This window comes from Amycolatopsis pittospori, assembly GCF_013870525.1.
In the GTDB taxonomy this organism is placed as follows: Bacteria; Actinomycetota; Actinomycetes; order Mycobacteriales; family Pseudonocardiaceae; genus Amycolatopsis; species Amycolatopsis pittospori.
Window position 1 is genome coordinate 47846 of sequence record NZ_JACBXD010000012.1, and the last position, 17209, is coordinate 65054.

Sequence of the window (17209 nt, forward strand, 5' to 3'; positions counted from 1 at the left end):
CCGTGTTGACAAGCGCCAAAGCTAGGTTGATCGCCGTTCTGATGTCAACGCATTCGGTTCACTTTCGGGAAATATGCGCACCATGACCCGGGTCGACCGAGGACGAAGGATGTACACCTTTTGATCATTTCGACGATTAATGTTCGTCCAAGGATTCGCTGTGGGGGCGCTTGAGTACGCGCGGTGATGACACTTAATAGTCGACTTCGCGAGGATCGGCCGATATACTGTCGCGGTCGTCGCGATATCCTGGGTGTTGGTCAAGGTCGAGGTGGGGGTCACGACCATGAGAATTGTTGAAAGATGTATTGATCTGGTCCTGATGGGCGGAAACGATCTCTTCCACAATGGATTGCGTGCGTTGCTGGACAGGGATCCGTCATTCCGGCTGGTGGCAGACGTCGAAGACGCTGTCCAGGTCGATGTGATCATCGTGGATCTGGATTCGATCGATGTCGACGAGTCGCTTCGGATAATAGATCGGTGGCACTCCTGCGGAATCGTCCTCATTGGTGGCGAGAGGGAGCATGGGCGAGTCGGTGAATTACTCACCAGAGGCGCATCCGCGTATTTACGGAGAACTGTGCTCTTCGATCAGCTCGCGGCTACCATAAAGTCCGCCTCGGCGGGGTCGGACGATATCGTGATAACAATTTCGCGAGAGGATCTTCCGTTATTCGCCTCCGCCGCGTCGGTGCGCCTTTCGGCGCGCGAGACGGCCGTGCTCGAGCTTGTTTGCCGGGCCTTGAAGAACGACGAGATCGCAAGGCAGCTCTTCATTTCGCAAGGCACGGTGAAACGTCATCTGGCGAACATTTACACGAAGCTCGGCGCGGTGTCACGGATCGATGCGCTGAACAAGGCGGTGGCGGCGGGGCTGCTGTCCACCCGGCAGGCAGGCCCCGACTCAGTCCGCGCCACGTAGCACCTCGGCCGCCCTGCCGCGCAGGGACAGCGCCGCCGGGACGAGCGCGGAGAGCAGCACGATCCCGAACACCACACCGAGAATCGTCAGGTACTGGCTCGGCGGCAGCACGGGGATCCAGCTGCCGTCGAGCGTCCTGGCCGTGGCGATCAGGCCGGCCAGCGCGGCGACTGTCCCGCCCGCCATGCCGAACACGGCCACGACACAGGCTTCGCCGCACACCATGGTCAGCACCTGCCTGCCGTTCGCGCCGAGCAGCCGGAGTCCGGCGAGCTCACCTCGCCTTTGCAGGGTCGACGTGACCAGTGTGTTCGCCACGGACAGGCCCGCGTACAGCGCGACCAACCCGATGATCAGGTATCCGGCGTACCTGGCTTCGTCCCGGTCGCCGGGCAGGCCGGCCAGGTAATCCGATTCGGACTGTGCGCGAAGGCCGAGCATGCCCAGATCGCCTTCGCTCAGGTATTCGGCGGTGGCGCGTGGATCGGACGAACGCAGATGGACCGCACGCGCCGGGGTCCCGGACGACTCCGGGAGATCCGGTGAGAGGACGAAATCCCCGAACCCCAGTGAATGCCGGTAGACGGCGGCGATCCGGACGGGGCGGGTCTCACCGGCGGCGGTCCAGGTGCGGATCTCGTCGCCCACGTGCCAGCCGTTCGGGCCGGCCACCGTCGTGCTCACCGCGACCGCCGCTCCGCGCAATCCGGTGAGCGTTCCCTCGGTGAGGCCGAGATCGAGTACGGGCCCGGCGTCACCGGTGTCGAGCGCGACGGCGCCATGCGCCAGGGGGCGGCGTTCGCCCAGCTCGGTGACCTCCGCGATGAGGGAAACACCATGGATCGCGGTGGCCTCGGTGACGCCGGGTGCGGATCTGATCGCGGCCACGGCCCCTGGGGTCAGGCCGCCGGATCGGCTCGCGATCAGATCCGCGGTGGTGCGTTGCTCCTCCTGCTTCGCCGTCGCGTGCTGTTCGGTCGCTCCGGTGAACAGGAGGCCACAAGTGAGCCCGACGGCGAGGATCACCGGCACCGCGGCCGTCGCCACCAATCGGGGACGGAGCGCGGTATTGGCGCGGGCGAGCAGGCCGGCGGCGCCGGAGAGTCCGCTGACCGCGCGTCCGGCGACAGCGATCACCGGACGGCTGATGGCGGGGCCGAGCAGGACGAGCGCCGTGATCAGCACGATCAGCACCATCGAGGAGGCGGCGAGCCCGCCCGCTCCGCCGAGTTCGGGGGAGAGCGCCGCCAGCGCGAGCCCGCCGAGGAGGAGAAGCAAGCCGGAAACGGTCCGGAGCAGGGGAATCCGGCGGTCCGGTACCGAGGCCTCACGCAACGCGTCGGTCGGCCGGACGCGGCTCGCCTGCCGGGCGGCCGACAGTGAGGCGATCTGGACGACGCAGACGGTCAGCGTCACCGCGATCACCAGCGGCAGCGGTCCGCGGATCAGGGTGAAGCCCTCGTCGGTGAAGCCGAAGCGGACGAACAAGGCGCGGATGCCGCCGGCGACCGGCGCGGCCAGCACGCAGCCGACCCCGCCCGCCAGCAGTGAGATGCCCAGGGCCTGCACCGCGACCAGCCGCCGGATCTGGCGTCGGCTCGCGCCGATCGCCCTGATCACGGCGATTTCACGGTGGCGCCTGGCGAATACCAGGCCCAGTGTCGAGCTGACCACGAACACGGCGGCCACGAGTGCGAACCCGCCGATGTTGCTGATCAGGCTGACCAGCCCTTCGACAGCGCCCCGGTCCGAACCCGCCAGCGCTTCGTCCTTCGCGGCACCGGAGAGCACCTCGACCCCGTCGAGCCCGGCGAGCCGGTCGGCCACCGCCTGCTGTGCCGCGGGGTCCGCGAGCCGCACCCCGACGAGGTCGATCCAGCGATCGGAACCGGTGAGCCGCCCGACGTCGACGGGCACGAAGTACACCGCCTGCTCCGGTCCTTCGCTCAACCCGGTCACCCGGAAGTCGGACGGGGTTTCGAGTGTCCGCACCACGGCACCGACGCTCACGCCGAGCCGTGCCGCGAGTGTCCGGTCGAACGCCACCTCGCCCGGCCGGTCCGGCGCGCGTCCTTCGGCCACCGGCGTCGGTGCTTCCCAAGCCCGGCCCAGCCGGGCGGCGGCGTGTCCGGTCAGGACGGTGACGTCGAACGTGGCCATGGGGACCGCTGAGGAAACCCCCGGCACAGCGGCGGCCGACCGGACGAGATCGCCGGTCGACCGAGGCGGAGTCGCGAGGGCAAGCCGCACGCTCTTCTCGTGGCCGCCGATCACCACCGGGATGTCCACAGTGGACTTTGCGCGGACGACGAGGTCGGCGGAGGAGCCGCGTGGCTGGCCGGGCGGCTGCCGCAGCGCCGACTCGAACAGGATCCCGCAGGCACCCACGAGGGTCGTCGCGAGCACGGCGGCGCAGATGGCACCGAGCGCACCGGCGAGATGATGGCGCAGGGAGCTGAACGCGAGCCTGAACACCTCAGGCCCCCAACTCGGCCAGCCAGGAACCGATGCGCTCCGCACTGGGCGACCTCAGCTCACCGGCGACCTTCCCGTCGGCGAAGAACACCACCCGGTCGGCCGTCGAGGCGGCCCGCGGATCGTGCGTGACCATCACGACCGTCTGGCCCAAGGTATCGACGGTTTCGCGGAGCAGTCCCAGCACCTCGGCGCCCGCGCGGGTGTCGAGCGCTCCGGTCGGCTCGTCGGCGAAGACCACGTCCGGTCTGGTGAACAGCGCGCGGGCGATCGCGACCCGTTGCTGCTGCCCGCCGGAGAGCCGGCTCGGCAGGTGGCGGGCCCGGTCGGCCAGGCCGACCCTGGCCAGCAGTTCGTGCACGGCTTCACGGCGCACCCGCTGCCCGGCCAGCCTGCCGGGCAGTGCGACGTTCTCCGCGGCGGTCAGGGAAGCGACGAGGTTGAACGACTGGAAGACGACCCCGATCCGCCGTCGGCGCACGTCCAGCAACTTCGACTCGCTGAGCCGGGTGAGCTCGGTGTCGCCGAGGTGGATACGGCCCTCGTCCGGCTTGTCGAGTCCTGCCGCGCAGTGCAACAACGTGCTCTTGCCCGAACCGGATGGACCCATCAGCGCGGTGAAGGTACCCGCGGCGAAGGTGAGTGACACTCCGTCCAGAGCGAGAACCCGTCCTTCGCCGCGTCCGTACCCCTTGCGCACCTGATCGAGCCGGACTTGCGCCGGCCCCGTTCCGGTCGCCGGCCGTACCCTCCGAGTTTCTTCTCCCCCAGATACCCGCATCGGCCGAGGATAACAAGATTCCCGACCGGGAAACTGGTTCTTTCGCCGCATTCCGATGGTTCACTCGGAGAGTTGAGTCTGATTACGCACAATTGAGACTAAAGATTCCAGGCGGCAGATCTTTCGATTCTTTTCGGCTATCCGGAGCTGAATGTCGCGACTCCGGTCTCGTAGGCGACGATCGCCGCCTGCACCCGGTTGCTCAGCCCCAGTTTGCTCAGCAGCCTGGCTACCCGGCTCTTCACCGCGGGTTCGCTGAGATCGAGTTCACCCGCGATCTCCAGGTTCGAGTACCCGAGTGCGATCAGGCGCAGGACGTCCAGTTCCCGCGCGGTCAGCTCGCCGAGCCGGTCGCGGGCGCAGGCCACCGCCGAGTCCGGCTTCGCGGTGCCGGGGTCCCGGCGGCGCGCCGTGATCGGCGGGCCGTCGGCGATGTACTGGCGAAGGATCCGGCGGGTGATACTCGGCGTCAGAATGGATTCACCGGCCGCGACGACACTGATTCCGGCGGCCAGTTCGTCGGGGGAGCTCGTTTTCAGCAGAAATCCGTTCGCGCCCGCGCGTAAAGCCGCGTAGACGTAGGAATCGAGATCGAACGCGGTCAGCACGAGCACCGCCGGGCATTCCCCGAAGTCGGCGGGCCAATGGCCGCGCAGTTCGGTTATCGCGTCGACGCCGTCGGTCTCCGGCATGCGGATGTCCATCACGATGACGTCCGGCCGGTGCCGCAGCGCGGTCTCCAGCACGCGGCGTCCGTCGGTGGCCTCGGCCACCACTTCGAGCTCGCCGCGGCCGTCCAGCAGCAGCCGGAGTCCCGCACGCACGACGTCCTGATCGTCGACGAGCATGATCCGTAACGTCACGGTTCCTCCACGACCAGTACTGCCTCGACCCGATAGCCGCCGTCGACCGGCCCCGCCTCGAAGCTGCCGCCGAACAGCGCCACTCGCTCCCGCATCCCGACCAGCCCGCGTCCCGAGCTCGGGTTCGGCGTCGTCTTGGCCGTGCTCCGGCCGTTCACCACTTCGACCCGCAGCGCGTGGGGAAACCGTTCCACCTCGGCCCGCACGGTGGTCGGGCCGGCGTGATTGACCACGTTCGTCAGCGCTTCCTGCAGGATCCGGTACGCGGCGGTCTGCACCGCCTCCGCCACCTGCAGCGCGGCGGGCGCGATCGTCACGGTGACCTCGTTGCCCGCCGCCCGTACCGGTTCGACCAGCCGGGCGACGTTCCGCAGCGACGGCTGGGTGCGCTGTTCGCCGTCGTCGCTGTCGAGCAGCCCGACGATCCAACGGGCCTCGGAGATCACCGCCTTGCTGGCGGCGCCCACGTGGCGGAGGCTCGTCTTGGCCGTGGCGGGGTTGACCTCCAGGGCCTCGCTCGCGGCGTAGGCGTGGACGCTGATCGCGCTGATGTGATGGGCGACCGCGTCGTGCAGGTCCCTGGCGATCCGGCTGCGTTCGGCGATCACCGCCCGTTGCGCGTTCTTCTCCTGCTCGCGCCGCAGTGCCTCGGTGAGCTGGCGCGTGCGCTGATGCTGCGCGCCGAGCAGCCATGCCGTCCCGAACAGCAGCAGCCCGCTCAGGTAAGGCGTCACCGAGGTCGTCTGTCCAAGGATCGCGGGGACGGCCTGGCTCCACACCACGCTCAGGACGCCCGAGACGACCTGCGCTTTGCCGGAGAGGAAGTTCCCCGCGCTGTAGACGGCCAGTAGCGCGGGGATGTCGCCGAGTGCGGTGGCGTAGCCGCCCCAGGCCACCACGAGAGCGACGCCCAGCACCGCGGCCCAGGCCGGGAGCGGCCATTTGTGGCGGATCGCCAGTGGCCAGGTGCCCGCGGCGGAGAGCACGAGTTCGACGGCGAGGCGTTGGCCGGACTCGGCGTGGGTGAGCAGCCACGTCCACCAGATGGCGCACAACACCGACGCCAGCACTATGTCTTGCACCAGCGGCGGCGGTGACCTGCGGGATCGCCACCAGGTCGATACCCAAGTCATAAGAGACCTCCCCCAGGTCATGATTGCCGGAAATCGCGTCGGCCGGGCAGGGCCGTGAACGAAGAAGACACGAACAGACGAATGGCCGCGAAAGTACCGCATCGGAGGTTTCCGCCCGCGAGAACATCGGCCCCTTCCGGGCGGCCGAACTCGCCCGCCTCTCGCCCGAATCGACTGTGGAGGCTTCCGAGCTCAAGTAGAGTCCGCTGACCTATCCAGGGTTGGGGGTCACGGGCGGTGAGCGGGTACGAGGTCGAGATCGGCCAGCTGCGGAGCGCGGCCAAGGCCGCGGGATCCGCCGCGGACCAGGCCAGGGGCGTGGAACCGGGTGCCGGCCTGGACGCGATCGCCACGGCGTTGCCGGGCGGGGACGCGGCGAAGAACGCACCCACCCTCGCGTCGGCGTTCAACGAGCGCGCCAAGGCGCGGGCCGACGAGATCGACCAGTGGAGCGATTCGATCACTTCCGCCGCCAAGGCCTACTCCGACAACGAGAACTCCGCGAAAGAGGCTTTCGGGGGATGACGGTCGGCTACGACGACGTCCGCAAATGGGACGCTGAAGCGATCAACGCGGCGGCCACCAACCTGAGTGGGCGCCGGGACAAACTCATCGGGCTGCAGGACGAACTCGACGATGCCCGGAAGCTGCCGGACTGGCACGGCCCCGCGGGCGAGCGCGCACGCGGTTCGCTGGGGGATACCCGGAACAAGGCCGAGATCCTGATCGCGGAGCTGTCCGCCGTCGAGCGCGCCCTGCAGAACGCGTCGGACGACGTGTCCGCCTTGACGACCCGGGTCGCGAACAACGATTCCCTCGCCGGCACCTACCAGTTCCGCATCGCCGCCGACGGCGCGATCGTGGACGACAAGCCCGCCGACCCTCCGCCGAAGTCGCGGTTCGAAGCCGAAGACCGCGCCGAGACCGCGCGGCACCGCGAAACCATCCGGAAACAGCTGGAACAGGAAACCGGGGCGATCCTCACCACGGCGAACAACATCGACGCCGCCCTCGCCCGGGTAATGCGTATGGCGCAGGACGGCAAGGTCAGCGACCACGGAGCGACCACCCTCGCCGGCGCCAAGAAGGGCGGGGAGATCGACGCCCAGGTGATCGACATGGAGCAGTCGCTGCGCGACGCCGGGCTGCTCAGCGGGCCGCCCGCGTCCGGCCACTACCGGCAGTGGCTCGAGAACGCCGTACGCCGGGGCGTTTCGATCGACACGATCAAGAAGATCGCGTCGGAACACGACATCACACCGGAGGACTTCGAGGTCCTCGACGGAATGGAAGAGATCCGCGAGGACGAGGACGGCGACGGGACCTTCAAGTCGTACTTCCTGATGCCGACCGACATCAGCGGGGACGACGCCGCCAAGGCGGTGCGGATGACCTACATCATGAACGCGGGCACCGACTACGGCACCGAGGGCGAAAAGACCGACTTCGCACCGACCCCGTACGGATCCGAGGAACTACGGCGGATCACCGACCGGCAACGGGAGAATTCCTGGAGCTACGACGACGATGTGGGCTTCGTGCACGACAACGGCGGGCGGCTGGTGACCACCCCGAACGGCATGATGATGGGCCTGGGCGGGAACCTCGTCCAGGACCAGTTCAGCCAACGCGGCGGAACGACCTGGGGCGACACGTTCATGCTGAACATCGACGACCCGAAGGATCCGGCGCAACAGCTTCGCGAGGTCGCGAAGTCCGGCCACGCCTGGTACGAGGAGGATGGCAGCGCGTCCCAGGGGTCGCTCGACATGGACCGGCTGCTGCATCACGAGGAGCGCCACTCCCAGCAATGGGGGCGCGAAGGCTACGCGGGCTTCCTCGCCTCCTACGCGTGGGAGCAGGTCACCGGCGGCAACGAGACCGAGGAAGACGCGGGACTGTCCGATGGCGGATATCACTAGGGGATCGCGCGTCGCCTGCGCCGCCTTACTCGTGGCGGCAGTGGCCGCGGCGTGCGACACCAAGGCGCAATTCGCGCCCTCATTGCCACCGGAGGCCGGGTTCCGCGTCGACGACGGTGTCCTGAAACTGTGGACGGGCACCCCGTGCGAGGGCGTCATCCGCGTGAGACTGACCTTCGATTCCGGCAGCAGGCAGAGCACGGAGCAGGTGTGGACCGCGCCGCAGCCGGGGGTGCGGGTGGAGCGCCTCGACCTGCTGAGTACCGACGGGGGATCCTCGCCGGACGCTGATGGGCCTCTCCAGGTCCAGACACCCTTGCCGGCCGGCTACGACTGGACGAAGGCGGGCTCGATCGCCATCACCGTCGACGGCCCGGAAGCGAACGGCGCCAAAGCCGACGTCGCCCAGGTGCTGCGCGAGTCGGCCCAGCACCCGCCTGGGAGCTACCTGTTCGGCCGGAGCGGCTGGTTGGACGCGGTGGCCGTCCACCGCGAGAACCGGAAGTCGTTCCTGACCGTCTGCACTCCCGACCCCGAGTGACGTTTCGACCAGCGGAGCCGAACATGGATACACCCAGCGCGTCGCGGACACTGCTCCGGCGTGTCGTGCTCGGCGCGTTCGCCTGCGTCGCCGCGGTGATCGTGCTGCTGGTCGGTACGGCAGTGCTCAGCGCCATCGGAGTGTCTTCCGATCCGCACGGCTACGGAATGTTCGCGGGAATCCTGTTCTCGGCGGTCCTGACACCGGTCGCGCTGGCGCTGTGGCTGCTGTACCGCTCGCTGCGACGGCGCGGCAAGTGAGCGCCGCGTGTTCAGGAGGGCAGTTCCCGCTCTGACCCGCGCGCCGCCCCACTCACCAGCTGCTCGACCCCGTCCAGGATGCGGGCCAGCCCGAACCGGAAGGTGTGCAGGGGCGCGCTCGCCGCGTTGTGCGCCTCCCCGGCCGCCTGGCCGATCCGCGCCGCCAACGGGAACAGTCCCGCGTCGGCCTCCGGGATCTCCGCGAGCACGGGGGCGCTGGCTGCCCACCACTGGGCGTCCGTCAGACCCGAGCGCCGGACGAGGCTCGCCGATTCGACCGAGCCGCGGGCCATGCCCTGGACGAAACCGTTGACCATCGCGACGACGGCGTCCATCTCCAGATCGGTCAGCCCGATCGCGTCGACGGCGCCCAGTTCGCGTTCGTGCTTGGCGAAGGTGTGCGGGCCGAGGGGGAGCCGGCCGGTGGTGAGCTGGAGCAGCCACGGATGCCGGTGGTACATCTCCCACGCGTCCTCGGCGAGGATCGTCACGGTGACCCGCCAGTCGTGGCTCGGCGGCGGGTCGGTCAGCTCACCGTGCACCCGGTCCATCATCAGGTCGAGCAGTTCGGCGCGGCTGGGGATGTAGGTGTAGAGCGACATGGGGGAGACGCCGAGCCGTTCCGCACCGCGTCGCACCGACAACGCCGCGATCCCCTCGGCGTCCGCGAGTGCGATCGCGGCGGTGACGATGCCCTCGACCGTGAGTTTCGGTTTGGGGCCGCGGCGCGGTTTCTCCCGCACGCCCCAGAGCAGTTCGATGGTGCGCCGTGGATCGCCCGTTCCGGTGTAGTCCGCGTACGTCATCCGCTTCTCTCTACGGTGTACAGAGTTGTGTTACCCTGAACTGTACACCGTACAGAGATTGGGGTTGAGTGACGTCTCACGACGGTTTCGACAGTGTCGTGTTCGAACCGAAGAATCCTCCCCGGACCAGCGGATTCGTCTTCTGGAACGTCGAGGGTGACCGGCCGGGACCCGAGGAGGTGACAGTCGCCCTCCCCGAGGTCGCCACGGTGCCCTGCGTACGGCTTCCGCTGGCCGAGGCGCTCCCCGCGCTGCTGCGGCTTCGGCAGAGCGAGGATCCCTCCGCGCGCTTCTGGGCCATGGCCACGGCGGCGGCGTTGAAGCTCGCCGAGGCGGGCCGACTGCTGCCCGGGCTCACGGAGTCCGATGTGGACGCGTGGCGCGCGGGGCCGCTGGAACCCGCCGACGCCGCGTGGTTGCGCTCGCTCTCCGAGGCGATGCCGCCCACGGCACGCGCCATCCCGGTCGAGGGGAACCTGCTGCCCGCGCGGTATCCGTTGCTGCGCGCGTTCCTCGACGCCGTGGCCGACGCCCTGCCCAGGACCCCGGCGGCCGCGCAGGCGACCGGCGTCAAGGCGTTCGCCGCCCCGCCCGCGCACCGTGTCCCCCAGCTGCGGGACTGGGCCGCCGAGGTCGCGGCCGGACTGGATTCCGGTGTCCGGGTCTCGGTGCGGATCGTGGCGCCCGAAGACTTCGCGGACGGCCGGTTCAGCGGCGTCGTCCAGGTGCACAGCCTTGCCGACCCGGGTGTCCTGATCGACGCCGCCGCGCTGTGGTCGGGTGACGACCGGTTCGGTCCCCGTGCGCGCATCGACGTCATGCTGGCCCTGCGCCGTGCCGCCCAGCTGTGGCCGCCGCTCGAACCACTGCTCGGCGCCGCGGTGCCGGACGAGGTCGGCCTGAGCGACGCCGACATCACCGAACTGCTCACCACCGGCGCGCCGCTGCTGGCCACGGCGGGTATCGACGTGCACTGGCCCACCGGTCTCGCCCGCGACCTGAGCGCGAAGGCCGTCGTCGGCGGCGGTGACGCGCCACCGGACGACCTCCCGTCCTTCTTCGCCGGCGGGACGCTGCTGCAGTTCGACTGGCAGCTCGCGCTCGGCGGCGCCCCGCTCACCGCGGCCGAGATGGACGCGCTCGCCGAGGCGCACCGTCCGGTGGTGCGGCTGCGGGACCAGTGGGTGCTGATCGACCCGGCGCTGGCGGCGAAGGCGCGCGATCGGGCCCTCAAACCCCTGACGCCGATCGACGCGCTCGGGGCGGCGTTGAGCGGTACGACGGAGATCGACGGCGAGCGCGTAGACGTCCTCACCGACGGCTGGCTCGCCGCCCTCCGGGAACGGCTGCTCGCCCCACCCGAACCCCAGGCGCCGCCGCCCGGGCTGGCCGCCACACTGCGCGACTATCAGATGCGCGGCCTGCAGTGGCTCACCGCGATGACCTCGATCGGGCTCGGCGGCTGTCTCGCCGACGACATGGGTCTCGGCAAGACGATCACGCTGATCTCCCTGCACCTGCACCGACGGCAGGGGCCGACACTGGTCGTCTGCCCGGCCTCGCTGCTGGGCAACTGGGAACGCGAGATCACCCGGTTCGCCCCCGGAGTTCCCGTACGCCGCTTCCACGGCACGGAACGCTCGCTCGAAGGCATCGAGGACGGGTTCGTTCTCACGACGTACGGCACGCTGCGGGTCGATCCGGAGCCGCTGGGAGGCGTCCACTGGGGACTGCTCGTCGCCGACGAGGCCCAGCACGTCAAGAACCACCGTTCCGGTACGGCGAAGGCGTTGCGGACGCTGACGTCGTCGGCGCGCGTGGCGCTGACGGGCACCCCGGTGGAGAACAACCTGTCGGAGCTGTGGGCGATCCTCGACTGGACCACCCCGGGCCTGCTCGGCACCATGGCCGACTTTCGCCGGGTGTGGGCGAAACCGGTCGAGTCCGGAAAGGACCCCGAGGCCGCGGAACGGCTGTCGCGGCTGGTCCGCCCGTTCCTGTTGCGGCGCCGCAAGTCCGATCCGGGGATCGCGCCGGAACTGCCCGCGAAGACGGAGACGGACCGGCCGGTGACGCTGACCGCCGAGCAGGCCGCGCTGTACGAGGCGACGGTGCGGGAACTGATGGCCGAGATCGCCGGCAGCGAGGGCATCGCGCGGCGTGGCCGGATCGTCAAGCTGCTCACCGGGCTCAAGCAGATCTGCAACCACCCCGCGCAGTACCTGAAGGAGCCATCGGAGGCGGTGCTGGACGGACGGTCCGGCAAGCTGGAACTGCTCGACGAACTCCTGTCCACGATCCTGGCCGAGGACGGCGCGGTACTGGTGTTCACCCAGTACGTCGCGATGGCGCGGCTGCTGGAACGCCACCTCGCGCAGCGCGGGATCGCCACGCAACTGCTGCACGGCGGCACACCGGTCCCCAAACGCGAGGAACTCGTGCGGCGGTTCCAGGCCGGCGAGGTCCCGGTGTTCCTGTTGTCGCTCAAGGCGGCCGGGACCGGGCTCAACCTGACCCACGCCGATCACGTCGTGCACTACGACCGCTGGTGGAACCCCGCCGTGGAGGACCAGGCCACCGACCGCGCCTACCGGATCGGGCAGACCCGGCCGGTACAGGTGCACCGGCTCATCGCCGAGGGCACGGTCGAGGACCGGATCGCCGCGATGCTGCGGGAGAAACGCGCGCTCGCCGACGCGGTGCTCGCCGGCGGCGAGGCCGCCCTGACCGAACTGACCGACGCTGAACTGGCCGATCTGGTCGAGTTGAGGAGCCGCCGATGAGTACGCCCGACGACCGCGTCCGCGGCTTCCCCGCCTTCGGCCCGCAGGGTGGTCACGGCCAGTTCGCCCGTTCCTGGTGGGGTCGCGCCTGGATCAACGCGATGGAGGACACCGCGCTCGACCTGCGGCAGCTCAAACAGGGCCGCAAGTACGCCGCGGCCGGCCGGGTCGGGCCGATCACGGTCAGCCCCGGCCGCATCGGCGCGGTGGTCGACGACCAGGAAGGCCAGTACCGCACCGAGGTCCGGCTCGCGGAACTGACCGACTCCGAATGGGAGAGCTTCCTCGACCGGGTCGCCTCCCGCGCCGGGCATCTCGCCGCGCTGCTGGACCGGGACATGCCGCACGACCTCGTCGAGGCCGCAGACGACGCCGGAGTGCATCTGCTCCCGGGGATCGGCGACCTCGACCCGGACTGCGACTGTCCGGGCTGGGAACTGCCGTGCCGTCACGCCGCGGCGCTGTCGTTCCAGGCCTCCTGGCTGCTCGACGCCGACCCGTTCGTGCTGTTGCTGATGCGGGGCAAGGGGGAACGGGAACTCCTCGACGAACTGCAGCGGCGCAACGCACCGCGGTTCGTGCGCACCGGGGACGACGACACCCCCGCCGAGCGCGCCTACGCCGACGAACCGGCTCCGCTGCCGGACCTGGACGAGTTCGCTCCCACCGGGGGCCCGACCGTGCCGGGCGCGCCCGACATCCCGGCGGAGACCTTCGCCCTGCTGATCGGCAACGCGAGCTCCACGGCGAGCGCCTTGCTCTCCGAGCAGCCGAAGCTCACGCGTAAGCAGGACGCCGTCCGCATCGCCGCCGCCCATCCGGACACCGCCGAACGACTGCGGACGGATGAACGCGCGGTGCTCGCGTGGCGCCACGGCGGACGGACCGGTCTCGAGGTGCTGGAGACGTCATGGACTCCGCCGGCGCAGGCGATGGGCCGGGCCAGGGCCGCTTTCGCCGAAGTGGTGGACGAACCCGGCGAGGGACTCGACGTCGAACGTAACCATTGCACCGTCCACGGGACCGGTGTCCAGGTGCGCCTGGGCAAGGACGGTCTCTGGTACCCGTACCGGGATCAGTGGCCCGCCGGTCCACCGGAAGCCGACCCCGGCGTGCTGTTCGCCGCGCTGCTCGGCTGATCTCTCAGCACGGCCACATTCACCACAGCCGTCCTCGCCGCAGCTTGTCCAAGTGCGGCGAGGACAGGTGGAGGATCGTGTACCGGACCTCGTCCGACTTCGGCGCCTCGCCGCTCCACAGGCTGTAGCGCACGACCTGCCAGGTGTGCGGATCGACGGCGAGCGCCCCGGAGTGCGCGCCGTCGATCCGCAGGTGCTCGCGGAGGCCGTCCAGCGCCTCGCCGAGGAAGGTGACCGGGTCGGCCTCGGCGGGGATCGGCTCGACATGCTTTCCCGCCGCCACAGGGGGAGTACCGAACGCGGGCCCCTCCTCGAACCCGAGCACGGTCCAGCGCTGCACGGGAGGCCGCCCGAACGAGTCGATGATGCCGGCGAACGGCCCGCCGAACAGGAAGGCCTTCATCCCGGCCTCGTTGTGCCAGAGGTAGAAGGGCGAGTACTGGTTCAGCGTCGAGCCGTCGACGCCGCGCTCACGGATCCCGTACACCTTGAGCCCGAGGCCGTCGAAGTCGTCGAGCAGATGCCCGCGGGTGGCGACGCGTTCGCGGATGATGCCCATGTCGTAGTCGGCGGGGAGGGTGATCTCGTACTGCATCGCATCCATGTCGTACATACTAGTAGGTACAGAAGGCGCGCAGAGGCATCCGATGCGAACCGGCCCGTGGGAACTTCACGACCCCCGGCGAAGTACGTTACTTCTTGCTGAGCTTGACGATTCCTTCGCCGGCCTGCACCGCGACGACGATGACCACCTGCCGGTTGATCTGGTGCACCATTCCCGGCGGCCCCGACACCGGCGATCCCATCCCGCCCGACGCGGGGGAGAGACCCACCTTCCCCGACTGCACCGCGACCGACAGCGGACCGGCCCCGCCGACGTTGGGAATCTGGTCACCGGTCTGCACGACGACCTCGCACTCGCCGTCGGCGCAGGCCCTCAGATTCCGCCCGTCCGCCGCGACGAACGGCGCACCGGACGGGGCCGCCGCGTCGACCAAGGGCACGTTCTCCGTCGTGGGTCTCGAACTCGTCGCGGCGAAGATGGGCGTCGGCTCGGCCGCCGCGCAACCGGAAACGAACAGTGCCACGGGCACCAGGAGCAGGAGTCTTCGGCGACGCGCCGCAGGATCGACCATGACCGACGAACGTAGTCGACCCGCGCACCCCTGGATGCGTCCGAATTCCGCAATCCGAGGGCTGTTCGCAGTGCACGGACGCCGTCCGGCCGGGGGAACCGACCGGACCGGCGCACCACGTGGTCATGCGAGCACTGTGCGTGGACCTGACGGACAGCCCTGGGGCGAGGTGGTCGTGAGTGGCGTTTCGGGTTCTAACCCGAAACGCCACTCACGACCGGCACCATCAGACCTCCGCGCGGCCGATGATCGCCCGGGTGTCCACACCGGAGGGCAGCGTCCCGAACGCGACACCCCAGTCACCGCCGAGCCGCGACGCGCAGAACGCGTCCGCCACCGCCGGAGTCCCGTGCCGCACCAGCAACGAACCCTGGAGTACCAGCGCCATCGACTCGACCAGCCGCCGCGCCCGGTACTCGATGTCCGACAGGTCCGACAGTTCCTTGCGCAGCCTGCCCACCGCGTCGTCCAGCCGCGCGTCGGCGCCGGCCGCCTGCTCGACCTCGGTGAAGTACGCGGCCACCGACTCCGGTTGCTTCGCCATCGCCCGCAACGCGTCCAGCGCCGCGACGTTGCCCGAACCCTCCCAGATCGACATCAACGGAGCCTCGCGGTAGAGCCGCGGCATCCCCGACTCCTCGACGTACCCGTTGCCGCCCAGGCATTCCAGCGCCTCCACCGCATGCGACGGACCACGTTTGCACACCCAGTACTTCGTCACCGCCAGCCCCAGCCGCCGGAACGCCTGCTCCTGCTCGTCACCGGTCCGGTCGGTGGCCGCGGCCAGCCGCATCCCCACCGTCGTCGCCGCCTCGGACTCCACCACGAGATCCGCGAGCACGTTCCCCATCAACGGCTGATCCACCAGGTTCGCCCCGAACGCCTGCCGGTGCCGCGCGTGATGGACGGCCCGCACGGCGCCGTACCGCATCCCCGACGCGCTCCCGACCGCGCAGTCCAGCCGGGTGTTGTTCACCATCTCGATGATGGTGCGCACCCCGCGGCCCTCCTCGCCGACCAGCCAGCCGATCGCGTCGTCGTACTCGATCTCCGACGACGCGTTGGACCGGTTGCCCAGCTTGTCCTTCAGCCGCTGCAACCGGATCCCGTTCCGCGTGCCGTCCGGCAACACGCGGGGGAGCAGGAAGCAGGAAAGCCCGCCCGGTGCCTGGGCCAGCGTCAGGAACATGTCCGACATCGGCGCCGAGGTGAACCACTTGTGCCCGACGATCACGTAACTGCCATCGCCGAGGGGTCGAGCCGTCGTCGTGTTCGCCCGGACGTCCGACCCGCCCTGCTTCTCCGTCATCGACATCCCGGCGATCAGCCCGCGCTTCGTGCTCGGCTCCCGCAACCCGAAGTCGTACTCCGTCGACGCCAGCAACGGCTCGTACCGCTCGGAAAGCTCGGGATTGAACCGCAACGCCGGCACCGCCGCGTACGTCATCGAGATCGGGCACGTATGCCCCGCGTCGACCTGACCCCAGACGTACATCTTCGCCGCCCGCGCCGCATGCGCCCCCGGCCGGGAATCCCGCCACGGCGCCGCGTGCAGCCCGTAGGACACCGCGACGTCCATCAACTCGTGCCAGTACGGGTGGAACTCCACCTCGTCGATACGGTTCCCTACCCGGTCGTGCGTCCGCAGCACCGGCTCGTTCTCGTTGACCAGCCTGCCCCACTCCTGGGCCTGCTCGCTCCCGGCCAGCCTGCCGAGCGCGTGCACCTCCGCCACCGCCCACCCGGCGTCCGCCCGCTTCAGCGCCTCCAGCAACGCCGGATCCGCGGCGACGTCGTACTCCGCCAACGGCGGCACCTGGTTGGTGACCTCATGAGTGGACGGCATCGGAACCTCCCAAAGAACGCAGGACGAAAGTGCGCAGCCCGGACACCTCGTCCGCACTGCCGGTGGTCAACGGGCCGATCAGTACCTCGGCCGCCGCTCCCACAAGCGCCGCCGCGGTGACGTCGGCGTCCTGGGCCGGCAACGCCCCGGACCGGACACCGTCGGCCACGTGCTCCGCCACCACATCGCGGAACGCGCGCCGGAACACCAGCCGCTCGGCTTCGATCGGCGCGTCGACAGGCTCGGCGAGCAGCGCGTACGCCATCCGAGGCGTCTTCAGCGCACGGGTCGCGAAGGTGTCGAAAACCGCCACGACCCGCTCCGCCGGCGTTCCCGGTCGCTCCGACACCGCGCGCACGGCCTCGACCTCACGCGTGACGACCTTCCGGAACAGCTCCACGACCAAGGCGGCCTTGGTGGGGAAGTGGCGGTACACACTCCCGACCGCCACTCCCGCGCGTTCGGCGACCGCGGACACCGAACACCCCGCGTAGCCACGCTCGGCCAGCTGCTCCATCGCAGCGGCGAGGACAGCGTCGCGCTGAGCGTCCAGACGCTCCTGGACCTTCGGTGTACGGCGGTACGGCACCCAAGAAGTG

Annotated in this window: 16 protein-coding genes; 7 read left to right on the forward strand and 9 right to left on the reverse strand. The window is 69.7% G+C overall.

The genetic code is table 11. The features are described from left to right. The first annotated feature begins 253 nt into the window (after positions 1-253). Entirely contained in the window at positions 254-925 is a 672-nt protein-coding gene (locus tag H5J31_RS09285) for a response regulator transcription factor (RefSeq protein ID WP_181772072.1), read from the forward strand. Here H5J31_RS09285 and H5J31_RS09290 read toward each other — a convergent pair. The 4 genes from H5J31_RS09290 to H5J31_RS09305 form a co-directional block, all read right to left on the reverse strand. Next, positions 908-3400: an FtsX-like permease family protein gene (locus H5J31_RS09290; protein ID WP_181772073.1), complete on the reverse strand. Its 2493-nt coding sequence runs from the start codon at positions 3398-3400 to the stop codon at positions 908-910. The two genes, H5J31_RS09285 and H5J31_RS09290, sit on opposite strands and share 18 nt — an antisense overlap. A 1-nt stretch (position 3401) precedes the next feature. Further along, positions 3402-4049, reverse strand: a complete 648-nt coding sequence (locus H5J31_RS09295; protein ID WP_328701440.1) for an ABC transporter ATP-binding protein — start codon at positions 4047-4049, stop codon at positions 3402-3404. Between the two features lie 269 nt (positions 4050-4318). Then, complete coding sequence (locus H5J31_RS09300; protein ID WP_181772075.1) at positions 4319-5044, reverse strand: response regulator; 726 nt, start codon at positions 5042-5044, stop codon at positions 4319-4321. Next, the gene (locus H5J31_RS09305) at positions 5041-6177 is read right to left on the reverse strand and encodes a sensor histidine kinase (protein WP_181772076.1); all 1137 of its coding nucleotides are present in this window, start codon (positions 6175-6177) and stop codon (positions 5041-5043) included. The genes H5J31_RS09300 and H5J31_RS09305 overlap by 4 nt, the downstream gene beginning before the upstream one ends. 237 nt (positions 6178-6414) lie before the next feature. Between H5J31_RS09305 and H5J31_RS09310 the strand changes: the two genes are divergently transcribed. The 4 genes from H5J31_RS09310 to H5J31_RS09325 are packed head-to-tail and all read left to right on the forward strand — an operon-like array spanning position 6415 to position 8900. Beyond that, positions 6415-6702, forward strand: a complete 288-nt coding sequence (locus H5J31_RS09310) for a hypothetical protein (protein ID WP_181772077.1) — start codon at positions 6415-6417, stop codon at positions 6700-6702. Further along, positions 6699-8099 carry a hypothetical protein gene (locus H5J31_RS09315; protein WP_181772078.1) on the forward strand — a complete coding sequence of 467 codons (1401 nt, stop codon included), beginning with the start codon at positions 6699-6701 and terminating at the stop codon, positions 8097-8099. Before H5J31_RS09310 ends, H5J31_RS09315 begins: the two co-directional genes overlap by 4 nt. Next, entirely contained in the window at positions 8083-8640 is a 558-nt protein-coding gene (locus H5J31_RS09320) for a hypothetical protein (protein ID WP_181772079.1), read from the forward strand. Before H5J31_RS09315 ends, H5J31_RS09320 begins: the two co-directional genes overlap by 17 nt. 23 nt (positions 8641-8663) lie before the next feature. Continuing rightward, a complete protein-coding gene (locus H5J31_RS09325) occupies positions 8664-8900 on the forward strand; it encodes a hypothetical protein (protein ID WP_181772080.1) in 237 nt (78 codons plus the stop codon). 11 nt (positions 8901-8911) lie between these two features. Here H5J31_RS09325 and H5J31_RS09330 read toward each other — a convergent pair whose 3' ends face one another. Then, the gene (locus H5J31_RS09330; protein ID WP_181772081.1) at positions 8912-9706 is read right to left on the reverse strand and encodes a TetR/AcrR family transcriptional regulator; all 795 of its coding nucleotides are present in this window, start codon (positions 9704-9706) and stop codon (positions 8912-8914) included. Between the two features lie 68 nt (positions 9707-9774). On the opposite strand from H5J31_RS09330, the gene H5J31_RS09335 reads away from it, so the two are divergent. Beyond that, entirely contained in the window at positions 9775-12489 is a 2715-nt protein-coding gene (locus H5J31_RS09335; RefSeq protein ID WP_181772082.1) for an SNF2-related protein, read from the forward strand. Next, entirely contained in the window at positions 12486-13628 is a 1143-nt protein-coding gene (locus tag H5J31_RS09340; RefSeq protein ID WP_181772083.1) for an SWIM zinc finger family protein, read from the forward strand. Before H5J31_RS09335 ends, H5J31_RS09340 begins: the two co-directional genes overlap by 4 nt. 19 nt (positions 13629-13647) lie before the next feature. Here H5J31_RS09340 and H5J31_RS09345 read toward each other — a convergent pair whose 3' ends face one another. From H5J31_RS09345 to H5J31_RS09360, 4 genes are all read right to left on the reverse strand, one after another. After that, positions 13648-14232, reverse strand: coding sequence for a DUF4865 family protein (locus H5J31_RS09345; RefSeq protein ID WP_181772084.1), 585 nt, complete (start codon positions 14230-14232; stop codon positions 13648-13650). Positions 14233-14320: 88 nt separating this feature from the next. Then, entirely contained in the window at positions 14321-14764 is a 444-nt protein-coding gene (locus tag H5J31_RS09350) for a hypothetical protein (RefSeq protein WP_181772085.1), read from the reverse strand. Between the two features lie 226 nt (positions 14765-14990). Next, entirely contained in the window at positions 14991-16610 is a 1620-nt protein-coding gene (locus H5J31_RS09355) for an acyl-CoA dehydrogenase family protein (protein WP_181772086.1), read from the reverse strand. After that, positions 16594-17199, reverse strand: a complete 606-nt coding sequence (locus H5J31_RS09360) for a TetR/AcrR family transcriptional regulator (protein ID WP_181772087.1) — start codon at positions 17197-17199, stop codon at positions 16594-16596. The genes H5J31_RS09355 and H5J31_RS09360 overlap by 17 nt, the downstream gene beginning before the upstream one ends. Positions 17200-17209 lie beyond the last annotated feature (10 nt).

What these genes read in the sequence shown, in the direction of transcription:
- H5J31_RS09355 (WP_181772086.1), bottom strand. Translation starts at nt 16,610, where the DNA reads ATGCCGTCCACTCATGAGGTCACCAACCAGGTGCCGCCGTTGGCGGAG.
- H5J31_RS09340 (WP_181772083.1), top strand. Translation starts at nt 12,486, where the DNA reads ATGAGTACGCCCGACGACCGCGTCCGCGGCTTCCCCGCCTTCGGCCCG.
- H5J31_RS09330 (WP_181772081.1), bottom strand. Translation starts at nt 9,706, where the DNA reads ATGACGTACGCGGACTACACCGGAACGGGCGATCCACGGCGCACCATC.
- H5J31_RS09320 (WP_181772079.1), top strand. Translation starts at nt 8,083, where the DNA reads ATGGCGGATATCACTAGGGGATCGCGCGTCGCCTGCGCCGCCTTACTC.
- H5J31_RS09350 (WP_181772085.1), bottom strand. Translation starts at nt 14,764, where the DNA reads ATGGTCGATCCTGCGGCGCGTCGCCGAAGACTCCTGCTCCTGGTGCCC.
- H5J31_RS09315 (WP_181772078.1), top strand. Translation starts at nt 6,699, where the DNA reads ATGACGGTCGGCTACGACGACGTCCGCAAATGGGACGCTGAAGCGATC.
- H5J31_RS09345 (WP_181772084.1), bottom strand. Translation starts at nt 14,232, where the DNA reads ATGGATGCGATGCAGTACGAGATCACCCTCCCCGCCGACTACGACATG.
- H5J31_RS09325 (WP_181772080.1), top strand. Translation starts at nt 8,664, where the DNA reads ATGGATACACCCAGCGCGTCGCGGACACTGCTCCGGCGTGTCGTGCTC.
- H5J31_RS09305 (WP_181772076.1), bottom strand. Translation starts at nt 6,177, where the DNA reads ATGACTTGGGTATCGACCTGGTGGCGATCCCGCAGGTCACCGCCGCCG.